This window comes from uncultured Sphingosinicella sp. (genome assembly GCF_963974575.1).
GTDB lineage: Bacteria > Pseudomonadota > Alphaproteobacteria > Sphingomonadales > Sphingomonadaceae > Sphingosinicella.
In genome coordinates this window covers 260,159-281,508 of sequence record NZ_CAXBBQ010000004.1, presented here as the reverse complement: position 1 = coordinate 281,508, position 21,350 = coordinate 260,159, and the positions used below count along the sequence as shown (strand labels likewise).

The 21,350-nt window shown below is 66.6% G+C and carries 22 protein-coding genes; 9 read left to right on the top strand and 13 right to left on the bottom strand.

Going from position 1 to position 21,350, the window contains the following annotated elements:
• Position 1: 1 nt before the first annotated feature.
• Both AAC014_RS09325 and AAC014_RS09320 read right to left on the bottom strand, forming a co-directional pair.
• Entirely contained in the window at positions 2 to 1,783 is a 1,782-nt protein-coding gene (locus AAC014_RS09325) for a hypothetical protein (RefSeq protein ID WP_339707362.1), read from the bottom strand.
• On the bottom strand, positions 1,764 to 1,904 hold the full coding sequence (locus tag AAC014_RS09320; protein ID WP_339707359.1) for a hypothetical protein: 141 nt from the start codon (positions 1,902 to 1,904) through the stop codon (positions 1,764 to 1,766). The genes AAC014_RS09325 and AAC014_RS09320 overlap by 20 nt, the downstream gene beginning before the upstream one ends.
• 101 nt (positions 1,905 to 2,005) lie before the next feature.
• On the opposite strand from AAC014_RS09320, the gene AAC014_RS09315 reads away from it, so the two are divergent.
• Both AAC014_RS09315 and aroB read left to right on the top strand, forming a co-directional pair.
• Entirely contained in the window at positions 2,006 to 2,584 is a 579-nt protein-coding gene (locus AAC014_RS09315) for a shikimate kinase (RefSeq protein WP_339707356.1), read from the top strand.
• Positions 2,581 to 3,669 carry a 3-dehydroquinate synthase gene (aroB, locus tag AAC014_RS09310; RefSeq protein WP_339707353.1) on the top strand — a complete coding sequence of 363 codons (1,089 nt, stop codon included), beginning with the start codon at positions 2,581 to 2,583 and terminating at the stop codon, positions 3,667 to 3,669. The genes AAC014_RS09315 and aroB overlap by 4 nt, the downstream gene beginning before the upstream one ends.
• A 247-nt stretch (positions 3,670 to 3,916) precedes the next feature.
• Here aroB and AAC014_RS09305 read toward each other — a convergent pair whose 3' ends face one another.
• Positions 3,917 to 5,542 carry an alkaline phosphatase D family protein gene (locus tag AAC014_RS09305; protein ID WP_339707350.1) on the bottom strand — a complete coding sequence of 542 codons (1,626 nt, stop codon included), beginning with the start codon at positions 5,540 to 5,542 and terminating at the stop codon, positions 3,917 to 3,919.
• Between the two features lie 150 nt (positions 5,543 to 5,692).
• Here AAC014_RS09305 and AAC014_RS09300 point away from each other — a divergent pair, with 150 nt between their 5' ends.
• The 3 genes from AAC014_RS09300 to AAC014_RS09290 are packed head-to-tail and all read left to right on the top strand — an operon-like array spanning position 5,693 to position 8,094.
• Positions 5,693 to 6,469, top strand: a complete 777-nt coding sequence (locus AAC014_RS09300; protein WP_339707347.1) for a class II aldolase/adducin family protein — start codon at positions 5,693 to 5,695, stop codon at positions 6,467 to 6,469.
• A 48-nt stretch (positions 6,470 to 6,517) separates the two neighbouring features.
• Positions 6,518 to 7,456, top strand: coding sequence for a metal-dependent hydrolase (locus AAC014_RS09295; protein WP_339707344.1), 939 nt, complete (start codon positions 6,518 to 6,520; stop codon positions 7,454 to 7,456).
• Complete coding sequence (locus AAC014_RS09290) at positions 7,453 to 8,094, top strand: trimeric intracellular cation channel family protein (protein WP_339707341.1); 642 nt, start codon at positions 7,453 to 7,455, stop codon at positions 8,092 to 8,094. Before AAC014_RS09295 ends, AAC014_RS09290 begins: the two co-directional genes overlap by 4 nt.
• Here AAC014_RS09290 and AAC014_RS09285 read toward each other — a convergent pair.
• The 5 genes from AAC014_RS09285 to AAC014_RS09265 all read right to left on the bottom strand — a co-directional run bounded on the left by AAC014_RS09285 (position 8,091) and on the right by AAC014_RS09265 (position 12,727).
• Positions 8,091 to 9,116, bottom strand: a complete 1,026-nt coding sequence (locus AAC014_RS09285) for an NADP-dependent oxidoreductase (RefSeq protein ID WP_339707338.1) — start codon at positions 9,114 to 9,116, stop codon at positions 8,091 to 8,093. The genes AAC014_RS09290 and AAC014_RS09285 overlap by 4 nt on opposite strands.
• Positions 9,117 to 9,184: 68 nt before the next feature.
• Positions 9,185 to 9,517 (bottom strand): DUF423 domain-containing protein, encoded by a 333-nt coding sequence (locus AAC014_RS09280; RefSeq protein ID WP_339707335.1) that lies wholly within the window; start codon positions 9,515 to 9,517, stop codon positions 9,185 to 9,187.
• The gene (locus tag AAC014_RS09275; protein WP_339707332.1) at positions 9,517 to 10,665 is read right to left on the bottom strand and encodes an acyl-CoA dehydrogenase family protein; all 1,149 of its coding nucleotides are present in this window, start codon (positions 10,663 to 10,665) and stop codon (positions 9,517 to 9,519) included. Before AAC014_RS09275 ends, AAC014_RS09280 begins: the two co-directional genes overlap by 1 nt.
• Positions 10,662 to 11,057 (bottom strand): RidA family protein, encoded by a 396-nt coding sequence (locus tag AAC014_RS09270; protein WP_339707329.1) that lies wholly within the window; start codon positions 11,055 to 11,057, stop codon positions 10,662 to 10,664. The genes AAC014_RS09275 and AAC014_RS09270 overlap by 4 nt, the downstream gene beginning before the upstream one ends.
• 158 nt (positions 11,058 to 11,215) lie before the next feature.
• Positions 11,216 to 12,727, bottom strand: coding sequence for a CoA-acylating methylmalonate-semialdehyde dehydrogenase (locus AAC014_RS09265; RefSeq protein WP_339707326.1), 1,512 nt, complete (start codon positions 12,725 to 12,727; stop codon positions 11,216 to 11,218).
• A 118-nt stretch (positions 12,728 to 12,845) separates the two neighbouring features.
• Between AAC014_RS09265 and AAC014_RS09260 the strand changes: the two genes are divergently transcribed.
• Positions 12,846 to 13,727, top strand: a complete 882-nt coding sequence (locus AAC014_RS09260) for a LysR family transcriptional regulator (RefSeq protein WP_339707323.1) — start codon at positions 12,846 to 12,848, stop codon at positions 13,725 to 13,727.
• On the opposite strand, the gene AAC014_RS09255 is transcribed toward AAC014_RS09260, so the two are convergent.
• Positions 13,724 to 15,541: a monovalent cation:proton antiporter-2 (CPA2) family protein gene (locus tag AAC014_RS09255; protein ID WP_339707320.1), complete on the bottom strand. Its 1,818-nt coding sequence runs from the start codon at positions 15,539 to 15,541 to the stop codon at positions 13,724 to 13,726. The genes AAC014_RS09260 and AAC014_RS09255 overlap by 4 nt on opposite strands.
• Before the next feature lie 79 nt (positions 15,542 to 15,620).
• Between AAC014_RS09255 and AAC014_RS09250 the strand changes: the two genes are divergently transcribed.
• Positions 15,621 to 16,094, top strand: coding sequence for an isoprenylcysteine carboxylmethyltransferase family protein (locus AAC014_RS09250; RefSeq protein WP_339707317.1), 474 nt, complete (start codon positions 15,621 to 15,623; stop codon positions 16,092 to 16,094).
• Here the strand turns inward: AAC014_RS09250 and AAC014_RS09245 are convergent.
• Genes AAC014_RS09245 through alr form a run of 4 tightly spaced genes read right to left on the bottom strand, consistent with a single transcriptional unit; the run spans position 16,078 to position 19,116 of the window.
• Entirely contained in the window at positions 16,078 to 16,515 is a 438-nt protein-coding gene (locus AAC014_RS09245; protein ID WP_339707314.1) for an iron-sulfur cluster assembly scaffold protein, read from the bottom strand. The two genes, AAC014_RS09250 and AAC014_RS09245, sit on opposite strands and share 17 nt — an antisense overlap.
• A 29-nt stretch (positions 16,516 to 16,544) precedes the next feature.
• Positions 16,545 to 17,315: an ATP-binding cassette domain-containing protein gene (locus tag AAC014_RS09240; RefSeq protein ID WP_339707312.1), complete on the bottom strand. Its 771-nt coding sequence runs from the start codon at positions 17,313 to 17,315 to the stop codon at positions 16,545 to 16,547.
• Positions 17,312 to 18,097 (bottom strand): ABC transporter permease, encoded by a 786-nt coding sequence (locus AAC014_RS09235; protein ID WP_339707309.1) that lies wholly within the window; start codon positions 18,095 to 18,097, stop codon positions 17,312 to 17,314. The genes AAC014_RS09240 and AAC014_RS09235 overlap by 4 nt, the downstream gene beginning before the upstream one ends.
• Entirely contained in the window at positions 18,094 to 19,116 is a 1,023-nt protein-coding gene (alr, locus tag AAC014_RS09230; RefSeq protein ID WP_339707872.1) for an alanine racemase, read from the bottom strand. Before alr ends, AAC014_RS09235 begins: the two co-directional genes overlap by 4 nt.
• 159 nt (positions 19,117 to 19,275) lie before the next feature.
• Here alr and radA point away from each other — a divergent pair, with 159 nt between their 5' ends.
• Together radA and AAC014_RS09220 are read left to right on the top strand one after the other, a co-directional pair.
• Positions 19,276 to 20,661: a DNA repair protein RadA gene (gene radA, locus AAC014_RS09225; RefSeq protein WP_339707306.1), complete on the top strand. Its 1,386-nt coding sequence runs from the start codon at positions 19,276 to 19,278 to the stop codon at positions 20,659 to 20,661.
• Between the two features lie 17 nt (positions 20,662 to 20,678).
• Positions 20,679 to 21,314 (top strand): CvpA family protein, encoded by a 636-nt coding sequence (locus tag AAC014_RS09220; RefSeq protein ID WP_339707303.1) that lies wholly within the window; start codon positions 20,679 to 20,681, stop codon positions 21,312 to 21,314.
• The last annotated feature ends 36 nt before the right edge of the window (positions 21,315 to 21,350 follow it).

Here is a 21,350-nt window from a genome sequence, read left to right as displayed (position 1 = left end):
CTCAACGCCGCGTCACCGCCTCGATCGCCATCATCCGCGCCTCGCGCGTAAAGCCGGCGCGATTGAGCGCCCCGACGATGACCGAAAGCTGCGCTGGCGACACGCCCGCCCAGTTCGATTGCAGCCCGACCCCCGCCAGGATCGCCACTTCGCCGCGCCGCTTTTCGAGCGCCGCCGCCGCGATCCGCCGCGTATAGCGATTGTCGAGCGACCCCACGCCGAGGTCGTCGGCAAGGCCCTTCCAGTCGCCATTGGGGTTGAGCGCCTGCATTGCGGCGGCGAACATTGCCGCCTTGCGGTCTGCGCGCTTGCCCGAAAGCGACTCGTGCCATGCGCGCGCCTCACCGACGTCGCCGTTCGCGATTTTCCCGGTGCGATCGGCGAGCGCGAGATACGGCCACGCCGCGCGCCGCGCGTCCTCCGGTCCGTCCGCCAGCACCGGCCACCATTTCAGCGCTTCGCGCACAAAACCGGCCGAAAGCATTGATTCGATCAGACCCGGCGCATCGTCCGCCTGCGCGGCGGCGGGCGGGATGCGCGCGGCGGCGGCGGCGGTGCGTACGAGCGCGCCATAGCGTTCCTGCGGCGTTTCGGCGGCCTGCCAGATGCGCTGCATCGCGGCGATGCGCTCTTCGGCGTTGCGGCCCGCATAGGCGGCCCGGATGTCGGTGATAGTGTCCTCACCCTCGGCGCCCGGTTCGATCGCGGCGACACGCGCGGCGGCGAGCGCGGCGAGTTCACGCGCGGAGGCGATACCGTAGGCTGCGGCGATCGGCGCAGCGACGGCGCGCCGGTCGATGGAAAGCCCCGGCGCGCGCATCATCCACCCGGCAAGCGCCACAGGCGGACGTGCGAGCAGCGTTTCGGGAATCTCGATGCCCGCGGCCGTTGCCAATCCGAAGCGATACGCGCTCAGCGATTTCACCTCGTTCCAGTCGATATTGGCGCCCCGGCCTTCGCCCGTCACCACGGTCGCGGCGCGTTCGGCGAGCACGATGTCGATCATCGGCATGGCGCGGCGCGCGCGCAGCCGGTCGAACTGCGCGGCGGCGGTGATGTCGTCGCCTTCAAGCCCCGCGCAGATCGCATTCGCGGCTTCCCAGAACGGCAGCTTGGAAAACGCCTTCGCATTCGGCGCGAGCGGGCAGAGCGCCGGAAGGTCTCCGGCAGCGAGGTGTACCTGGCTCGCCACGGCGTAAAGTCGCGGCGTGTAGCGGTCGAGCGGAAGCGCATCGACGAGCAGCTTGGCGCCGTCCACCTCACCCATGCGCAGCAGCAGCAGCGCGCGCTCGGCAAGCCAGTCGGCGGGGCGCACGCCGCTGGGCGTCGGCACCTGTGAAAGCAGCGCGCGGCGCAGCAGGATATGCCCCCAGCGCGAAGCGATCGGCGGCTTCGTGCGCTGCAGAAGGCCGTTCAGGAAGCGCCCGTCGCTGTTCTGGAACGCGCCCATGCCATAGCCGCCAAGCCGGGCGGTCAGCGGGCCTGCGACGTCGAAGCTGCCTGCACGCGACGGGCCGCTGGCGAAGGGGTCGGGTGCAGCGGGTGTCTGCGCCGCCGGGCCGGGTCCGGCAGGCTGTCCCGGGGTTGGCACGCCTTCGACCGCTCCGGCGGGAGCCACGTCCGCACCGGGCGCAGGGGTGAGAGGCCGCGGCGCGGGCGGCGGCGCTTCGGGCGGCGGCGCGCCGAACACGTCGGGCAGCAGCGACTTCGGGGCATCCTGGCCGGATGCCGCCGTTGCCATGAACAGCGCAGCGAGGGCGGTGCTAGAGACCCAGCGTTTCATTCGAAACCGGTTGCTCCACGCGCGCAGTCGTGTGCGGAATATCGATGAACATCAGCACCACGCCGCCGATCACGACGACGGCGAGAATGATGACAAACAGCCAGAATAACAGGCGGGACAATCGCATCTCCGAAGCATTCGCGTTGGTTACGGTCCGCTGCAAGCGCAGGCACGGCGGAGCGCGCTTGGCCTTCGGCGAGGCGCCTGTGTATAGCGAGTGCGATGAACGCTTGCGAACCAAAAAAAGCCTCCCCGCCGCCTGTTCGCCGCAGGCGCGGTCTCAGCCGTTCCGTCGTGCTGGTGGGGCTGATGGGCGCGGGCAAAACCACGATCGGACGCCGCCTCGCGAAGCGCCTCAACCTTGAATTCGTGGATGCCGACGAAGCGATCGAAGAGGCCGCGGGCCTTACGGTTTCGGAGATTTTCTCACGCTACGGCGAAACGCATTTCCGCGAAGGCGAACGCCGCGTGATCGCGCGTCTCATCTCCGGTATGCCCAAGGTGATCGCCACCGGCGGCGGCGCGTTCGTTGATCCCGAAACGCGCGCGCGCGTGCTTGAAAACGCAATCGCGGTCTGGCTAGACGCCGATATCGATACGCTCGTCGAGCGTGTTTCCAAGCGCGATCACCGCCCGCTCCTCAAGGACAAGGACGCCGGGCAGGTGCTTCGCGATCTCGCTGCGGTGCGCAATCCGTTTTATGCCGAGGCGCAGATTCGCGTGCCGAGCCAGCCCGCGCCGCATCATATCGCCGTCGAGGCCATCGTGGCGGAGCTCCGCCGTCTGGGGGAATCCGCGTGAAAGAAGTGGTACGGGTGGAGCTTGGCGCGCGCGCCTACGATATCGTCATTGCGCCGGGCATCCTTGCCGATGCGGGGCGCGAGATCGGGCTGCCCAAAAGCGGTCGGCCCCAGCTCGTCGTTACCGATGAAACCGTCGCGGCCGCGCATCTTGAAAAGCTGGCCGCCGCGCTCGCCCGCCCGATCGATCCCGTGATCTTCCCGGCAGGCGAGGCGACCAAGAATTGGCGGTCGCTCGAAACGCTCGTCGAGCGCATTCTTGCCGCAGGCGTGGAACGGGGTGATGCGGTTATCGCGTTCGGCGGCGGCGTCATCGGCGATCTCACCGGCTTTGCCGCTGCCGTCGCGCGGCGCGGCTGCGAATTCGTGCAGATCCCGACGACGCTGCTCGCGCAGGTCGATTCGTCTGTCGGCGGCAAGACGGCGATCAATGCTGCAGCGGGCAAGAACCTCGTCGGCGCCTTCCACCAGCCTTCGCGCGTGCTCATCGATCCCGAACTTCTCGATACGCTCGGCCCCCGCGAAATGCGCGCCGGCTATGCAGAGGTCGTGAAATACGGCCTGCTCGGCGACGCGGATTTCTTCGCGTGGTGCGAGGGCAACGGCGCCGCGCTCCTTGCCGGAGACCGCGCCGCGCAGGTCCATGCCATCGCGCACAGTTGCCGCATGAAGGCGGCGATCGTCGCGGAGGACGAGCGCGAGACGAGCGGCCGCCGCGCGCTCCTCAACCTCGGTCACACCTTCGGCCACGCGTTCGAGGCCGAAACCGGCTTCTCCCAACGCCTGCTCCATGGCGAGTCGGTCGCGATGGGCATGGTCATGGCCTTCGCCTTCTCGGCAGCGCGCGGCCTCTGCAGCGCCGAAGACGCCGCCCGCGCGCAGGCCCACCTCGCCGCGTCGGGATTGCCCGTCACCCCGGCGGGCTTCGGCTTCAACGTCGAAGCCCTCGTCCACCACATGCAGCAGGACAAGAAGGCCGCAGGCGGCACCACCCCCTTCGTCCTCGCCCGCGCGATCGGCGACGCCTATCTCGACAAAACCGTCGCGCTCGCTGAAGTTGCCGCCTTCCTCGCGCCAAGACTGTAAACGCACCATCTTGGGGCTTCCGTAATAGGATTGCCCATGCAAGGCAGGGCCGCTGCTCTTTGAAGCGCGCGGCGTCCTGCGCGTATTGATATCCTCAACATCGAACGTGCGAAGTGTCGCCGCGCACGAACCCGCGCACGTCCGCGCGGGGCATGTCTCAACTTCATCAACTTCGTGGGAAATCCGGGCCTCAGCGGCACACCGGAGCGGCCACTCCAGCCGCTCCCGTCCTATTTTACAAGGCCGGTCACGCGATGCGGTTCGTGCCCGGCCGCACCACCGCGCTGTGCGTGGCCGCGATCGCGGTCGATCGCGCCCGGATCGTTTCCAGGAAGTGCCAGTCACACTGCGCCGCGTCGGGCGTCAGCGACAGCGTCATGTAGCCCCGGCGCTCGGTCTCGCACCATTTGAGTTCGGGGTTCGTGCCGATCAGCGCCGCTGCGACCTGCTTCGGGTCCGCCCCGCGCATGTAGCTTTCCATGCCCGGCGAGGTGACGCCCTGCACGCCGAACTCGACGCCTGCGGGCGACCCATTGTTGGCAAGGTCGTAGGCCCACGCGTTGTGACTGTCGCCGGCGAGGTTCAGCAGGTTGGCACCCGCCGCCTGCGCGCTCGCCAGATAGCGTGACCGCGCCGCCGGGTAGCCGCCCCAGGAATCGAAGTTGAACGGCAGGCCCACTTTTCCGGCGAGAACGCCCGCCTGAAAGCGCTGCTTCACATAGTCGGGCGGCGTGCCCCCGAGCCACGAGGCATTGGCATCCGCCGGCGTTTTTGTCTCGCCCGCCAGAATCTGCTGCGCGACCACTTGCCAGCGCTTGCCGCCCTTCACCGATGCCGCAAGCGCATCGGCCAGAAACGCCTCCTGCGGTGCGCCCAGCATCTGGCGCGCAGGGTCGGCCCACACCGTGTCGCGAAACGCGCCGAGTGCCTTCGCCGGATCGTCGGCGAGCTTGAAGGCGTCGGCGAGCTCCAGTTGCCGGTCGCGGCCCTCGGCGCGCGTGTCGAGCCGGATCAGCGTCGCGAGGTCGCCGATTTCATAGGCCTTGTAGGGTTCGTCCGACATCGGCAGCCAGTGCCGATACGCCGCCTTTGCTGCCGCCTTGCGCGTCTCCCACGGGCCTTCGGTCTCGCTCTGGTGGTTCTGCGCGCCGTCCTTCCATGTGTCGTTCGTGAACTCGTGGTCGTCCCAGATCGAAATCATCGGGAAGCGCTGGTGCAGCGCCTGCAGATCCTGATCCCGGCGATAGGTGGCGTAGCGGGCGTGGTAGTCGGCAGGCGTCACGATCTCGTTGGCCGGTTCAAGGATACGCCCCGGCATCGCCTCGGCGGCACTCGGGTACGTGCCGCGGCCGTATTCGTAAATGTAGTCACCGAGGTGGACGAGAAGGTCGATGTCCTGCCGCTCCGCTGCGTGGGCATAGGCATTGAACAGGCCGAACGGCAGGTTGGAGCACGAAAACACCGCGATGTTGAAGCGCCCTGTGCGCTCCGCCGGCAGCGTCCGCGTCCGCCCCGTGGGCGAGGTTTCGCCCGACGCCGTGCGGAAGCGGTAGTAATACCACCGCCCCGGCTCCAGCCCTTCGGCGCGGGCGCGGGCGCAGTAATCAGTGGAGGCGTCCGCAACGGCTTCGGCGCGCGCCACGATCCGCGTGAAGCCCGAATCCTCGGCGACCTCGGCGGTCAGCGCTGCTGCATCCCCGGCGGGCACATAGCGCGTCCACAACAGCACGCCCGTCTGCAACGGCTCGCCGCTTGCGACATTGTGCGTGAAGCCGCGGCTCAGTGTGGTCGCCCATGCGCGGCCGGGCATGGCGGCCGCAAGGCCGGCGACACCCGCTCCGAAAAGGTCGCGGCGACGGAGGTGGATGCTCATGATGGCCCTTCCCGATGGTATTCGGCAGCCTGTTAGGCGCGGAATGTGACAGGCAGATCACGCGCTCCAAACCCCGAAACCTGCCAGCTTTGATTTGTGGCCGGGCTGGGGCACACTCAGTGAAAGGCTGAATCACCCGGGGAGATTATCATGGCCACCGCGATCCAGATGCCGTCGGTGCAGAGCAAGGTTTCAGATGAGGAATGGAGCGCCCGCGTCGATCTCGCGGCGGCATACCGCCTCGTCGCGCTCTATGGGTGGGACGACATCATCTTCACGCACCTCTCGGTGCGCGTGCCGGGGCCGGAGCATCACTTCCTCATCAATCCATACAATCTGATGTTCGAGGAAATCACGGCGTCGAGCCTGGTAAAGATCGACGTACACGGCAACGCCGTCGGCGAGACGCCCTACGTCACGAACCCGGCGGGTTTCACGATCCACTCGGCGATCCACATGGCGCGCGAGGATGCGAAGGCTGTGGTCCACCTCCACACGCCTTACGGACAGGCGGTTTCGGCGATGGAATTCGGCCTGTTGCCCCACACGCAGACCGCGATGATCGCGCAGCACGACGTCGCCTATCACAACTATGAAGGCATCGCGACGGACCTCGACGAACGCGAACGGCTGGTCGAAGACATCGGCACGAAGAACGCCATGATCCTGCGCAATCACGGGACGCTCACGGTGGGTGAGACGGTGGCGGACGCCTTCATGCGCATGTATTTCCTGGAACGCGCCTGCGAAGCGCAGGTCCACATGCTCGCCGCCGGACGCGAGAACCTGAACACACCGCCGCAGGGCACGCCCGAAAAGGTGAAGGACCAGTCGACCGGGCAGGGGATGATGCTCCTCAACAAGATGCTGGCATGGCCTGCACTGCTCAGGAAGCTGGACCGCATGGACCCCTCGTTCCGCAACTGACCGAGCGCCGTTGAACGCGGGCGCACCGCCCAATAAGGTGCTGCCGGCATGGACAATCTCACACACTCGCTCGCCGGATGGGCGCTCGGCGAAGCGGGCCTGAAGCGCAAGACAGGGCTCGGCGTCGCCACGCTGATCATTGCGGCCAATCTGCCGGACATCGACGCGATCGGGCTTCTTTTCGGCGAAAACCTGGCGTTTCGGCGCGGCATCACCCACGGACCGCTGGCGTGGCTGATCCTCATTCCGGGCCTTGCCCTTGCCATGCAGGCGTTCGACCGCTGGCAGACGCGGCGTGGAACGCGGCCTGCTGGTCGTCCGCCGGTGCACCTCGGGTGGCTCTTCGCACTCTCCGCCATCGGTGTGCTCTCGCACCCGGCGCTCGATTTTCTCAATGTCTACGGCATCCGCCTTCTGATGCCGATCACCGAGCGATGGTTCTACGGTGATACGCTGTTCATCATCGACCTGTGGGTGTGGCTTGCGCTCGGGTTCGGGGTATTCGTCTCGCGCCGCCGGAAACGCGAAGGGCCGGCGCGGGCGGCACTCATCGCGGTTGCGGCCTACATCGGTCTTATGGGCTACGGCAGCCATGTGGCGGAGCGGCGCACGGCGGTCGCCGTCGCCGAAGCCGGCTACGGCACGACGCGTCAAGTGGTGGCGAGCCCTCCGCCCATCAACCCGTTTCGGCGGGAGATGATTTACGATGTCGGTGGCCGCTACGGTCATGGAGAGGCAAACCTGCTGCCGTTCCGCCTTTCTATAGGTGCTCCCATCGAAACGAATATGGACGATCCGGCGGTTGCCGAGGCCGCCCGCACCAGCAAGCAGGCGGCCGACTTTCTCTATTGGTCGCGCATGCCCTTTGCCGAGGTGACGCGCGAGGCGGGCAGGGCGCACGTCGTGCTCGGCGACGCGCGCTTCACAGATCGACCGGGCACGAACATGTTTCGGATCGAACTGACCGTACCGGATGATGCGCAATGACCGAACTGCCGCCCGTACCGCTCGGCCCCGTCGTTCTGTGGGCCGATCTTGCCGGCATCTTCGTGTCGGCGCTGGGCGGCGCATTGCTCGCCGTGCGGCACAAGCTCGATGTGTTCGGCGTGTTCGTGCTGGCGATTGTCACAGGGCTTGCGGGCGGCATGGCGCGCGACGTTCTGATCGGAGCAACGCCGGTCGCAGCGCTTGCGAACCCCCTCTATCTGCCCTCCGCGCTCGCCGCTGGTGCCGTCGTTTTCTTCGGGCATCGGGTGATCGAGCGGGCGAGCCAGCCGGTGATGCTGTTCGATGCGATGGCGCTGGGCTTCTTCGCCGTCGCCGGCGCGCGCAAGGCGCTCACCTACGGTATCGACCCGCTACCCGCGGTGCTGCTCGGCGTGCTGACGGCGGTCGGCGGCGGCGCGCTCCGCGATGTCCTCCTTGCCGAGGTGCCGCGCGTGCTCAAAGTCGGCGAACTCTACGCACTCGCGGCGATGCTCGGCGCCACGATTGTTGTGGCGGGCGACGCGCTCGGCCTGCCGTCGACGCTTGTGGGTATCGCGGGGGCTCTCGGAACCTTCGCGCTGCGCATGGTGAGCGTCCGCTTCGGCCTCACGGCCCCGCGTGCGCCGGGTAGCGACTAGTCGGCGACCTTCACCACCGCTTTGCCGAAGTTCTTGCCCTCGAGGAGCCCGATGAACGCCTTGGGCGCGTTCTCCAGCCCTTCGGTCACATCCTCGCGGTAGACGAAGGGCTTCTCGCCCTGCCAGCGCGTCATGTCGGCGGCGAACTTCGGCATCGTCTCGGCCCAGTAGTCGCTGACGATGAAGCCTTCGAGGTGGAGGCGCTTCACGAGGACGGCGCGCATCAGCTCGGCCATCAGGATCCTACCGGAGAGTTCCTCGCGGCTCGTCGCGTTGTAGGCGGCGATGAGGCCGCAGACGGGGACGCGGGCGAAGTCGTTGAGACGGGGGAGCACGGCCTCCCAGACCTTGCCGCCGACGTTCTCGAAATAGATATCGATGCCCTTAGGGGCGGCTTCCTTGAGTGCAGCGCCGAGGTTTGCGTCGTGGTGATCGAGGCAGCTGTCGAAGCCGAGTTCGTTCACGACGAAATCGCACTTCGCCTTGCCGCCGGCGATGCCGACAGTGCGACAACCGAGACGTTGGGCGATCTGTCCGACGACCGCGCCGACTGCGCCCGAGGCGGCTGCGACGCAGACGGTTTCGCCCGCTTTCGGCTGACCGATCCGCATGAGGCCTGTGTAAGCCGTAAGTCCGGGCATTCCGAGCATTCCGAGGTGATAGGAGAGCGGGAAGGGGCCTTTGGGCAGCGCGCGCAGTTCAGCGGCGGGGAGCACCCAGTGCGACTGCCAGCCCGAACGCCCGGCGACGATGTCGCCCGGCTGGAAGCGACTGTCGCGAGACTCGATGATCTCTCCGACCGTCTCCCCCTCCATAACGCCGCCTACCGGTACGGGCGCAGCGTAGGATGCGCCTTCGGACATGCGACCACGCATGTACGGATCGAGGGACATCCACAGCGTGCGGGCGAGCACCTGTCCCTCGCCCGGCGCGGGAAGCTCGGTTTCGACCCACTTGAAGTTGTCCGCCGTGGGCGCGCCCTGCGGGCGGCTGGCAAGTGTCCATTGCTGTGAGATGGTCATGGCGCGTCTCCCGATTCGAATCGGGAGACGCTAGCGCGTTTCAGCGCGCCGCGCCGCTATTCAAGGCGTCAGGCGCGAAGCGCGTGCCAGATGAGGAGCGCCCATCCGGCGATCATCAACACGCCGCCGATCGGCGTCACCGCGCCGAGCCAGCGCGGCAGGCCGAGTGCCATCAGATAGAGCGTACCTGAAAAGACGAGCGCGCCGAGCGTCATGCTCCATGCCGCCGCGGGTGCGCGCGTCATCACGGCAAGCGCCGTCGCGGCATGGGCGAGGCCATAGACGGCGCCGGTCGTGACCCAGGTCTTCGCCTGAGGGTCCGTCATCGCGTGCGCGCCGAACGCGCCGACTGCAACGGCAAGAAGGCCATTGAGGGCAGCGAGCGCGGCGAGCGGCGCCATCAGTTGGCGGCCCGCATCAACTCACGCGCGATGACGACGCGCATGATCTCGTTGGTTCCTTCGAGGATCTGGTGGACGCGAAGGTCGCGGTAGAGCTTCTCGATCGGATAGTCCTGCAGGTAGCCGTAGCCGCCGAACATCTGCAGCGCGCGGTCGACGACCGACATGCCGGTATCGGTAGCGAAGCGCTTCGCCATTGCCGAGAACTTGGTCTTGTCGGGCGATTTCGCCGTCACCTTCGCGGCGGCGGCATAGAGCAGGATGCGCGCAGCCTGAAGTTCCGTCTCCATGTCGGCGAGGCGGAATTGCGTGTTCTGGAAATCGGCAATCGCCTTGCCGAACTGGCTGCGCTGGCGCGTGTAGGCGAGCGCCTCATCGATCGCGCGCTGCGCGCCACCCAGGCTGCAAGCACCGATGTTGAGGCGGCCACCGTCGAGGCCGGCCATGGCGATCTTGAAGCCGTCGCCCTCGCCGCCGACGAGGTTTTCGACCGGAACGCGCACGCCGTCGAAATTGACCTGCGCGGTCGGCTGCGCGCGCCAGCCCATCTTGCGCTCGTTGGCGCCGAAGCTGACGCCCGGCATGTCCTTCTCGATGACGAGGCAGGAGATGCCCTTGGGGCCTTCACCGCCGGTGCGCACCATCGTGACGTACACCTCGTTCTGTCCCGCGCCCGAGATGAACGCCTTCGAGCCGGTAACGACATAATGGTCGCCGTCGCGTACAGCCTTGGTCTTGAGCGCCGCGGCGTCCGACCCCGACCCCGGTTCGGTGAGGCAGTAGCTCGAAATCCGGTCCATCGTGACGAGGCTCGGCAGGTACTTCGACTTCACCGTCTCGGAACCGAAGCTGTCGATCATCCACGAGGCCATGTTGTGGATCGAGATGAACGCGGAGACGGCCGGGCAGCCATAGGCCATCGCTTCCATGATCAGCGCCGATTCGAGGCGCCCGAGGCCGATGCCGCCCGAGGCTTCCGACACATAGATCGCCGCGAAGCCGAGCTCGGCGGCGGACTTGATCGTGTCGCGCGGGAAGACGTGGTCTTCATCCCACTTCGCCGCGAAGGGCGTGATGGCGTCGGCGGTGAAGCGCTGCGCCATTTCCTGGATCGCGCGCTGGTCGTCGGTGAGGTCGAACTGGGTCATGCTGGGGTTCCTACAATGGCCTCGGCCTCGATTTCCACTTTCCATTCGGGGCGCAGCAGGGCTGCGACAACGACCATCGTGGAGGCGGGACGGACGTCTGAGAAAAAGGCGCCGTGCGCACGGCCGACAGCATCCGCATCGGCGGCGTCGGTAAGGAACATGCGCATCCGCACGACGTCTGCCGCACTGCCGCCGAGCTGTTCGATCGCGGCAACGATGATCGCAAGGCAGCGCGCAGTCTGGGCTTCGGCGCCGCCGGGTGTGGAGCTGCCGTCGGGCTCGACGGGGGCAGTGCCGGAAACGAGGATGCGGTTGCCCACACGCACAGCGCGGGAGAAGCCGATCGTGGCCTCGAAGGGAGAGCCTGAGCTGGCTTTGGTGCGTGTCGTCATGAATCCTCGCTTACGCTTTGCCGGGGTGGAGCATATTGGATGCAGCGCTTGTTAGCTGTCCCGTGCGACCTTGTGGAGAGGGCATGGAAGGATAAGCGGGCCCCACGAACCGCTCATATTCAAAGGCCCTCTCCCGAGGGGAGAGGGCCTTGAGCAGATCACCCCATCGTGGGAATGACGAAGGCGTTGCTGCCGTCCGGCGAGCCATCCGGCCAGCGCTGGGTGATGGTTTTCACCTTGGTCCAGAACTTCACGCCTTCCATGCCGTGCTGGTTGGTGTCGCCGAACGCCGAGCGCTTCCAGCCGCCGAACGTGTGATAGGCGACCGGCACCGGGATCGGCACGTTGATGCCGACCATGCCGACGTTGACGCGCGCGGCGAATTCGCGGGCGGCGTGGCCGTTGCGCGTGAAGATGGCGACGCCGTTGCCATACTGATGTTGCGTCGGGAGCGTCAGCGCGTCCTCGAAGCTGTCGGCGCGGACCATCTGGAGCACGGGGCCGAAGATTTCTTCCTGGTAGGTGCGCATGCTCGTCTTCACGCGGTCGAACAGGCTCGGCCCGACAAAGAAGCCGTCCTCGTGGCCCTGCAGGGTGAAGCCGCGGCCGTCGACGACAAGCTCGGCGCCTTCATCCACGCCCATCTGGATGTAGTTCTCGATCTTCGCCTTGTGCGCGGCGGTGACGACCGGGCCGTAGTGCGCCTCTGCGTCGGTGGAGACGCCGACACGAAGCGCGGCGATGGCGGGGAGCAGCTTTTCGCGAAGGTTCGCGGCGGTCTTGTCGCCGACCGGCACGACGACCGGCAGCGCCATGCAGCGCTCGCCCGCGGAGCCGAAGGCAGCGCCGGCGAGATCGTTCACGACCTGATCGAGATCGGCGTCCGGCATGACGATGCCGTGGTTCTTGGCGCCGCCCATCGCCTGCACGCGCTTACCGGCGGCGGCGCCGCGCTGGTAGACGTAGTGCGCGATGTCCGACGAGCCGACGAAGCTGACGGCGTGGATATCGGGATGATCGAGGATGGCGTCGACGGCGCTCTTGTCGCCGTGGACGACGTTGAGCACGCCCGCCGGAAGGCCGGCCTCCATCATCAGCTTCGTGAGTTCCACCGGAACCGAGGGGTCGCGCTCCGACGGCTTCAGGATGAAGGCGTTGCCGACAGCGATGGCGACGCCGAACATCCACATCGGGATCATGCCCGGGAAGTTGAACGGCGTGATACCGGCGACGACGCCGAGTGGCTGGCGCATCGAATAGACGTCGATGCCCGGGCCCGCGCCCTGCGTGTACTCACCCTTGAGCGCGTGTGGGATGCCGCAGGCGAACTCGATGACTTCGAGACCGCGCTGGATGTCGCCCTTCGAGTCGGCGATGACCTTGCCGTGTTCGGAGGAGAGAAGCTCGGCGAGCTTGTCCATGTCGCGCTCGATGAGGCGCTTGAATTCGAACATCACACGCGCGCGGCGCTGCGGATTGGTCGCGGCCCAACCGATTTGCGCGGCCTTGGCCACCTCGACCGCACGCGCGATCTCTGCGTCCGTCGCGAACTGGACGCGCGCCTGCACCTTGCCGGTGTTGGGATTGAACACGTCGCCGAAGCGACCGCTGGTGCTCTTGACGGTCTCGCCGCCGATGAAAAGGTCGATTTCGCGCAAGGTGCCGGACATGCTCGTTCCCCAAGGATAGGCCGAAAGTGGCGTTGGCGCGCTTATCGGCTTTCGCATTTCGGCAGGCAATTCCCCAGATTCGCATTACGCTGCTGCGATTTTGCAGTATGGAAACCCAGTGAACTGGGATGACCTGCGCATTTTCCTGTGCGTCGCACGCACGCAGCGGTTGAACGCGGCGGCGCGCGAACTCGGCGTCGATGCGACCACGATCGGCCGGCGCCTGGCGCGGCTGGAGCGCGATGTCGATGCCACACTCTTCGAACAGGGTCCTGCTGGCTACGTGCTGACCGAGCGAGGCCGCGCGCTTGTGGAGCACGCGGAGGCGGCGGAGCAGGCGGCGCTGCGCTTCGGCGGCGAGGTTTCCGGCGAGGCGGGGCCGGGCGGCATGGTGCGGGTGAGCGTCGTCGAAGGGTTCGGCACTTGGATCGTGGCGCGCGCGCTTCCCGATTTTCATCGCCGCCACCCGCGAATCGTCATCGATCTCGTTGCGGGGAGCGGCCTGCTGAGCCCGTCACGGCGCGAGGCGGATATCGCGATCATGCTCGCGCGCCCGCAGCACGGCCCGCTCGTGGCGCGCAAGCTCACCGATTATCGGCTCGGCCTTTATGCGAGCCCTGCCTACCTTGAGAGCGCGGGGGTTCCCGGCACGCGCACCGATCTCCTCGATCACAGTATTGTCGGCTATGTCCCCGATCATATTTTCACGCCCGAACTCGATTATCTGGGGGAGGTGCTTCCCGGCCTCGAACCGGCCATTCGCAGCACCAGCATCAACGCGCAGCACGAAATGGTCGCGGGCGGCGGCGGCATCGGGGTACTGCCACGGTTCATGGCGGCAGGAGATGCGCGCGTCGTGCCGGTGCTTGCGGACGACGTTACGCTGCGGCGCAGCTTCTGGCTGGTGATGCACCGCGACATGCGCCGGTTCGCGCGCATCGCCGCCTTTTCGCAGTGGATCGACGAAGTTGTGGCCCGTCGGCGGGACGTCTTGCTCTAGGCAATATGCCCGGATTGCGGGCTGTCATCATCAAGCGCGTAGGGAATTTCGCCGAGGCCCTCGTTCGCAGGGAGCGGGTAGGTGCCGTAGGTAAGGTCGAGACCGGCACGAAGGTCGCCGCTGGCGATCTGGAGAGCGAGGCGCTCGCTGTCGCGCTCACGATATTCGGCCTCGATCTCATTGATGGTCTTGTCGTCGACGTCCGCGGCCTTGAGCGCCGCGCGGCCCATTAACACAGCGCTTTCATGGACCTCGCGCACCACCGCGTCGCAGTCCGCATTGGCGAGCTGCATCACATGCCGTCGGTCGAACGCCCGGATCAACACCTTGAGGTTGGGGAATGTGCGCCGCACGATGCCCAGCATCTCGTTGGTGATCTGCTGACCGTCGTTGCAGTAGATGAGGAGTTGCGCTTCCTCCGCGCCCGCGATGCGAAGCACGTCGAGCCGCGTGCCGTCGCCGTAATAGACCTTGCGGCCGAAGCGGCCAGAAAGCTCTATCTGCCCAGGTTTGCGGTCAATGAGCGTAACAGGAATGCCGCGCGCCGCGAGAAGCTGGTTCACCGTCTGGCCGAAGCGGCCGTAGCCGACGATGATCGCCGGGGCGTTCTCGGCCTTTTCGGGGCCTTCGGCATCGTGGTCTTCACTATCGTGCTCGACGAGCCTGTCGACGCCGGCGATGAGAAGCGGGGTGAGCGCCATTGAGACGGTGACGGCGGCGGCGAACAGGCTGGAGGCCTCGGAGGCAAGCAACAGCCCGCTTTCGGCCGCTGTCAGCACGACGAAAGCGAACTCGCCGCCCTGTGCAAGATGGACGCCGGTGAGCGCTGCATCGCGCCAGTTCGAGCCGAAAAGGCGCGTGAGAAGCGCGATCACGGTGAACTTCACGCCGATCAGGATGGTGACATAGAGCAGTATGCGCGCCGGCTCTTTCAGGATGATCGAAAGATCGAGCATCATGCCTACGGCCATGAAGAAAAGGCCAAGCAAAAGCCCCCGGAAGGGGTCGATGTCTGCCTCCACCTCGTGCCGGTAGGGGCTGTCGGCAAGCATCACACCCGCGATGAATGCGCCAAGGGCCATCGAAAGCCCGAAGCTTGCCATCAGGAAGGCGGAGCCGACGACCATCAGCAGCGCGCCGATGACGAACACCTCGCGCGTGCCCGTTTGCGCGATGAGGCGAAACAGCGGGTTCACGAGGAAGCGCCCGGCAAGCACGAGTGCACCGATCGCGACGAACGATTTCCAGACCAGCTCCCAGCCTTCGGGCGATTCGGAGACCGGCGTGCGGGAGAGCGCCGTCGTTACGATCAGCAGCGGAACGATCGCGAGGTCCTGCATCAGATGGATCGAGATGATGCGCTGACCGAGCGGCGTGTTGATCTTGCCCTGGTCGCGCAGGATCTGCACGTCGAGCGCGGTGGAGGACAGCGCGAGCGCGAGGCCGATGACGAGAGCGGCCTGCCAGGTGAATATGGTCGTGAGGAGCAGCGCCCCCGTGATCGCGAACCCGCAGAGCAGCACCTGCGCGCTGCCCAGCCCGAAAATGTCGTAGCGAAGATCCCACAGCCGCTTGGGGCGCAGTTCCAGGCCGATCACGAACAGCAGCAGCACCACGCCGAACTCGGCGAAGCCGAGTGTCGCTTCGGGATCGGTGACGAGGCCGAGCAGATGCGGCCCGATGATCATGCCCGCCACGAGATAGCCGAGCACCGCGCCGAGCTTCAGCCGGTGAAACAGCGGCACCACCGCGACCGCCGCCGCAAGATACACCACACCATCGCGAAGCAGGGTGGAATCACCGCCGACGGCCATCAGCGCGCGGCCCGATTTGCGGTGCGCGGGGAGGGGCGGTAGACGCAGGGGGAGCGAAACGGAGGCATCGGCACCGGTTATGAAGATCGACGAGGACAGCCCACAGGTACGCTTCCCGCCACCGTTCGTCTACGCCGGGATGCTGCTTCTGGGGCTCGGAATCGGGCGCCTGCTCGGCGATCCGCCGATCGGTCTCGACATCAGGGTCTCGAGCATCGCCGGCATGATTCTGGCCATCGCTGGACTCGGCCTCATCTTCGCGGCGCTGCTGCGATTCAGGAGGGCAGGCACGAATCCCGAACCGTGGCGGCAGACGACGGCATTCGTGGCGAGCGGCGTCTATCGCTGGACGCGGAACCCGATGTATCTCGGCATGGCGCTGATCTTCGCGGGGCTCGCGCTCATCTTCGACAGTCTCGCGACGCTCCTGCTGCTCCCCTTCGTGGTGATCCTGATCGACCGGCAGGTGATCGCGCGCGAAGAACGCTATCTCGAAGCGAAGTTCGGGGACGACTACCGCGCCTACAAGGACAAGGTCAGGCGCTGGCTGTGACGGTGGCGTCTTCGGCGGCGCTCGCGGCCGCATCGAAGGCGAGCAGGATCGAGGGATGGCGCGCCTTGTAGGCCTGCGCCGGGCGGAAGATTTCGAGGTCGGGCCAGCCTGCCGGGACGTCGCCTTCGGCCTTCAGAAACGCGGCGAGTGAGGTATGCGCGACGCGAAGGTCTGATGCGGACTTGCCGAGCACGCCCGCGCCGAGGATCGAGGCCGAGGCCTGCCCGAGCGCGCAGGCGCGCACCTCCTGGCCAAAGTCGATGATGTAGCCGGCGGTATCCAGAACGACGTCGGCGGTGACGCGGCTACCGCAGATCGGCGAGACCTTGCGGCTCGTGCCCTGCGGCGCGGCAAGGCGCGTCTCGTGCGGGATCGTCGCGGCGAGGCGCAGGATCGCGGTGTTGTAGAGCGGTTCGGACATCGCGGCTGATATAGGGCGGCGAGGCGCCGCTAGCCAGTCTCGCCGTCGTCTGCGCGGCCGTGGACAAAGCGGTCGACGTAGTCGTTGCCGCTGTTTTCAAGATCGGCGACCTTGCCTTCCCAGTGGATGCGGCCGTCCTTCAACATGGCGACGCGGTCGGCGATGCGGCGCGCGCTCGCCATGTCGTGCGTGATGGTGACGGCAGTGACGCCGAGATCGGTGACGAGGCTGCGGATCAGCCGGTTGATCGTGTCGGCGCGGATCGGATCAAGGCCTGTTGTGGGCTCGTCGAAGAAGATGATCTCCGGCTCCGCCGCGATGGCGCGGGCAAGCGCGACGCGCTTCTGCATGCCGCCTGAAAGCTCGGACGGCTTCAGGTCCGCGACCGGCGCATCTAGACCCACCTTCGCAAGCAGATCGACCGCCTTCGCGTGCATCGCCTTCGCGTTCGTCGCGCGGCCCCGCGTCAGCCCGATGGTGATGTTGCGCCACACGGGAAGCGAATCGAACAAAGCGCCGCCCTGGAACAACATGCCGATGCGGCTTCGCAGTTCCGTGCGGTCCGCGCGCGAGGCCGAGGCGAGATCGACGCCATCCAGCCGGATCGTGCCGCTGTCGGTGGGGAGGATGCCCAGAATGCATTTCAGCATCACGGATTTGCCGGTGCCGGAGCCGCCGATCACGACCAGCGATTCGCCGGGGGTGACCTTCAGATCGATATGATCGAGCACGACCTTCGGCCCGAACGTCTTTCGGACACCGACAAGTTCGATGCTGCCGCCGCGCATTTCCGCGCTCATGTGCCGAACACCAGCACGGTGATGATGAGGTTGGCGAGGAGGATCAGCACGAACGCGCTGACGACCGCGTTCGTCGTCGAACGGCCGACGCCCGCCGCGCCGCCCATGCTGCGGAAGCCGTGGTAGCAGCCCATGATCGCGATGATGAAACCGAACACCGCCGCCTTCACGAGGCTCGACGAGACGTCGTCCCACTCGAGGTACTGGCGCGTGGTGGCGAGGTAGGACGTAACGTTGAAGCCGAGGCGCTGCGTGCCGATCAGGAAGCCGCCCATCACGCCGAGCGCGTTCGAAACGAGCACGAGCAGCGGCAGCACGATCACGGCGGCGAAGAGGCGCGGCGCGATCAGATACTGGAATGGATCGGTCCTGAGCGTCGTCAGCGCGTCGATCTGCTCGGTAACGCGCATCGTGCCCAGTTCCGCCGCCATCGCCGAGGAGACGCGGCCCGCGACCATCAGCCCGCCGAGCACGGGGCCAAGCTCGCGCACGATGGCGATGACGGTGACGGCGGGCACGGTGCTTTCCGCGTTGAAGCGGCTGCCGCCGACGAAGATTTGCTGCGCCAGCGCTGCGCCGGTGAAAACGGCGGTGAGACCGACCACGGGGAGCGAAAACCAGCCGATGATCAGCATCTGTTCGAGGAGGCGGCCGAAATAATAAGGCGGACGCACGGCGGCGGCGAGCGCGCGCAGCGTGAAGAGTGCAACCCGGCCGATGCTGGCGAGTGCGCCGAGCGTGGCGCGGCCGGGGTGGGCAAAGAAGGCGACGACTGCGTTCATGTGTAAATGCGCTCATAGCGGGCGCCGAGCCCGGTCAGCAACTCATACTCTGAAAGCCCGGACTGTGCGGCGGCTTCGGCGAGGTTGTAGGCGATGTCCACCCAGTCGCCGGGGGCGACCGCCGGGCTGTCCGTGATATCGATGATGATCATGTCCATCGATATGCGCCCCACGACCGGCGCGCGCTTGCCGGCGACAACAGCCGCGCCGGTGTTTGAAAAGCCCCGCAGATACCCATCCGCATAGCCGACGTTGAGCACGGCGAGCCGGCTGTCGCGTGGGGTCGTCCATGTCGCGCCGTAACCGGAGATTTCGCCGGCAGGCACGTCGCGGCACTGAATGACGCGCGCGGAAGGAAACACGACCTGATGCAGCCCTGCGATGCCGCCGTACAGCCCGATACCGGGGCGGACGTGACCAAAGGTGTAGTCGCGCCCAAGGAAGATGCCTGCAGTGTTCGCAAGCGCGCCGCGGATGCCGAGCGCCATGACCACCGCTTCAAAGCGATCACGCTGCAGCCCGTTCAGCGGATGATCCGGCATGTCGGCGCAGGCGAGGTGGGAGTGAACGGTGTCCACATCCATCCCCGCGAACATCTCGGTGCAGAAGCCCCGCCAGTCGAAGCCGAGGCGGTTCATCCCGGTATCCACCATGATGTCGCAGCGCCGGCCCTGGCCATGCGCGCGCCACAGGGCCACCTGCTCCGGGCTGACGAGCACGGGGTCCGCGTCGATCGAGAGTGCGGCGGGAAGATCGGCGGCATCAACGCCGTGCAGTACCTTTACGCGAAGGTCCGGAGGGTGGCCTTCGAGCGTCGCCGCCTCCTGCCAGTTGGAGACGTAGACCGTTCTGCAGCCTTCCGCATAGAGCCGGTTCGTCACGGCCTTTGCACCGAGGCCGTAGCCGTTTGCCTTTACCGCCGCGCCGGTATCTACGCCGGAAAGAGCGCGAAGTTGTCGCCAGTTGGCTGCAAGTGCGTCGAGATCGATGCGGAGGCGGAGGGGAGACGGCGGGATCATATGTGAGGACGGATAGCCGTGCGGCCCCTGATGCGCAAATGCCTGTTGGGGGTTGGCGGGCACCTCCTTTCCCCGACCCTGTGCCTGGCAGGGAGAGGGAGTTGTGTTTCGTGTGGGTGATCGATATGTTCTTTTTATGTTCTTGATCTCGGGTGGTGAATGGCGCGGCTGAAAACCCAGTTTGTCTGTCAGGCGTGCGGCGCGGTGAGCCCGCGTTGGGCGGGGCAGTGCGGCGAGTGCAAGGAGTGGAACAGCATCGTGGAGGATGCGGGCGCGGTGGTGACGCCGTTCTCGGCGAAGCAGTCGCTATCGCGCGGCGGTGCAGCGTTTCGCCTGCAATCGCTCGATGAAGATACGCCGTTGCCGCCGCGGCTGCCCACCGGGATCGCCGAGCTTGACCGCACGCTTGGCGGCGGTGTGGTGCCGGGCAGCGCGATCCTGATCGGTGGCGATCCGGGCATCGGCAAATCGACGCTGCTGCTGCAGGTCGCGGGCAAGATGGCGCTGGCCGGCAAGCGAATCGTCTATCTGTCCGGCGAGGAGGCCGCCGATCAGGTGCGGCTGCGCGCGCAGCGGCTTGGGCTCGGCAAGGCGGACGTGGCGCTCGCCAGCGTGACCTCGGTGCGCGACATCCTGACGACGCTTGCCGAAAACCCGGTGCCCGACCTGCTGGTGATCGATTCGATCCAGACCATGCATTCAGACATGCTGGAGGGAGCGCCCGGCACGGTGAGCCAGGTGCGCGCCGCCGCGCAGGAGCTGATCCGCTATGCGAAGTCCGAAGGGGCCGCGGTGGTTCTTGTCGGGCACGTGACCAAGGACGGGCAGATCGCCGGGCCGCGCGTGCTCGAACACATGGTCGATACCGTGCTCTATTTCGAAGGCGAACGTTCGCACCAGTACCGTATCCTCCGCGCCGTGAAGAACCGCTTCGGCGGTACCGACGAGATCGGCGTGTTCGCAATGGGAACGTTCGGGCTGGAAGAGGTTTCGAACCCGTCGTCGCTGTTCCTCACGCAGCGCGAGGCGCCGGTGCCGGGATCGGTGGTGTTCCCCGCGATCGAGGGCACGCGGCCGGTGATGGTGGAGGTGCAGGCGCTCGTCGTGCGTCTGCCTTCGGGCGCGACACCGCGCCGCGCGGTTGTAGGCTGGGATTCGGGGCGGCTTGCGATGATCCTCGCGGTGCTGGAGGCGCGCTGCGGGCTCAACTTCTCGACCTGCGAGGTCTATCTCAACATCGCGGGCGGCCTGCGCATCTCGGACCCTGCGGCGGACCTCGCGGTCGCTGCCGCGCTTGCCTCGGCGATGGCGGAGCGACCGATCCGGCTCGATACGGTGGCGCTCGGCGAAATCGCGCTTTCGGGCGAGGTTCGCGCCGCGCCGCACCTCGGACTCCGCCTCAAGGAAGCGCAGAAGCTCGGCTTCGAGCGCGCCTTCCTGCCGGGCGGCGCGACCGCGAAGGGAGACGGCGTGCCCAATGGTATGAAAGCCACAGGCTTCAAACATTTGTCGGGGCTTGTTGACCACCTCTGCGGCTCGGATTAGGGCCGCGAAATATGGACATGACCGGGTTCGACATCGTCGTTCTGCTCATCGTGGGCGCGCTTGCCGTGCTCGGCGCGATCCGGGGGTTCGTTACCGAGATTCTCACCCTGCTCGCATGGGTCGCGGCGGTCGTCGCGCTCAAGATCTTCTACCCGGCGGGCAAGCTCATTGCGGCGGGCATGGTCGGCAGCGAGGTCGCGGCGGCGGCGATCGCCTTCGTCGTCATCTTCTTCGGCACCTTCTTCCTGTTCCGCCTTGTCGGGCGGTTGCTCGGCGATCGCACCAAGCGTTCGGTGATCGGGCCGATCGACCGCGTGCTCGGGCTCGGCTTCGGGGCGGTGAAGGGGCTCATCGTCGTCAGCCTCGTGTTCCTCGTCGTCACGCGCGGTCACGCGCTCATCTGGGGCGGGAACGAGAAACTGCCGGAATGGCTGATCGCCGCGAAGACGGAGCCATTGCTCGACATCACCAGCCGCGCGATCATCGACTATGCCGAAGACCGGCAGGAAGGGCTCGGGCTTGGTGACGACAGGCCGCGCGCGGCGCCCGAGGATCAGCACTACAGCGATACGAGCGGCGGCGAGGGCTACACGCACGAAGAGCGCGACGCGCTTGACGATCTGCTGGACGATTCGAGCGGCACCGAGATTTAGCCGGAGTTTCCTTCGCGGCGGATTCGCGCTAGGGGC

Coding starts and splice junctions, on each gene's coding strand:
- AAC014_RS09285 (WP_339707338.1), bottom strand. CDS start 9,116: ATGACCATCTCACAGCAATGGACACTTGCCAGCCGCCCGCAGGGCGCG.
- alr (WP_339707872.1), bottom strand. CDS start 19,116: ATGATCCCGCCGTCTCCCCTCCGCCTCCGCATCGATCTCGACGCACTT.
- AAC014_RS09240 (WP_339707312.1), bottom strand. CDS start 17,315: ATGAGCGCGGAAATGCGCGGCGGCAGCATCGAACTTGTCGGTGTCCGA.
- AAC014_RS09305 (WP_339707350.1), bottom strand. CDS start 5,542: ATGAGCATCCACCTCCGTCGCCGCGACCTTTTCGGAGCGGGTGTCGCC.
- AAC014_RS09220 (WP_339707303.1), top strand. CDS start 20,679: ATGACCGGGTTCGACATCGTCGTTCTGCTCATCGTGGGCGCGCTTGCC.
- AAC014_RS09255 (WP_339707320.1), bottom strand. CDS start 15,541: ATGGCCGTCGGCGGTGATTCCACCCTGCTTCGCGATGGTGTGGTGTAT.
- AAC014_RS09315 (WP_339707356.1), top strand. CDS start 2,006: ATGAACGCTTGCGAACCAAAAAAAGCCTCCCCGCCGCCTGTTCGCCGC.
- AAC014_RS09325 (WP_339707362.1), bottom strand. CDS start 1,783: ATGAAACGCTGGGTCTCTAGCACCGCCCTCGCTGCGCTGTTCATGGCA.
- AAC014_RS09235 (WP_339707309.1), bottom strand. CDS start 18,097: ATGAACGCAGTCGTCGCCTTCTTTGCCCACCCCGGCCGCGCCACGCTC.
- radA (WP_339707306.1), top strand. CDS start 19,276: ATGGCGCGGCTGAAAACCCAGTTTGTCTGTCAGGCGTGCGGCGCGGTG.
- AAC014_RS09290 (WP_339707341.1), top strand. CDS start 7,453: ATGACCGAACTGCCGCCCGTACCGCTCGGCCCCGTCGTTCTGTGGGCC.
- AAC014_RS09265 (WP_339707326.1), bottom strand. CDS start 12,727: ATGTCCGGCACCTTGCGCGAAATCGACCTTTTCATCGGCGGCGAGACC.
- AAC014_RS09295 (WP_339707344.1), top strand. CDS start 6,518: ATGGACAATCTCACACACTCGCTCGCCGGATGGGCGCTCGGCGAAGCG.
- AAC014_RS09250 (WP_339707317.1), top strand. CDS start 15,621: ATGAAGATCGACGAGGACAGCCCACAGGTACGCTTCCCGCCACCGTTC.
- AAC014_RS09280 (WP_339707335.1), bottom strand. CDS start 9,517: ATGGCGCCGCTCGCCGCGCTCGCTGCCCTCAATGGCCTTCTTGCCGTT.
- AAC014_RS09270 (WP_339707329.1), bottom strand. CDS start 11,057: ATGACGACACGCACCAAAGCCAGCTCAGGCTCTCCCTTCGAGGCCACG.
- AAC014_RS09275 (WP_339707332.1), bottom strand. CDS start 10,665: ATGACCCAGTTCGACCTCACCGACGACCAGCGCGCGATCCAGGAAATG.
- AAC014_RS09245 (WP_339707314.1), bottom strand. CDS start 16,515: ATGTCCGAACCGCTCTACAACACCGCGATCCTGCGCCTCGCCGCGACG.
- AAC014_RS09300 (WP_339707347.1), top strand. CDS start 5,693: ATGGCCACCGCGATCCAGATGCCGTCGGTGCAGAGCAAGGTTTCAGAT.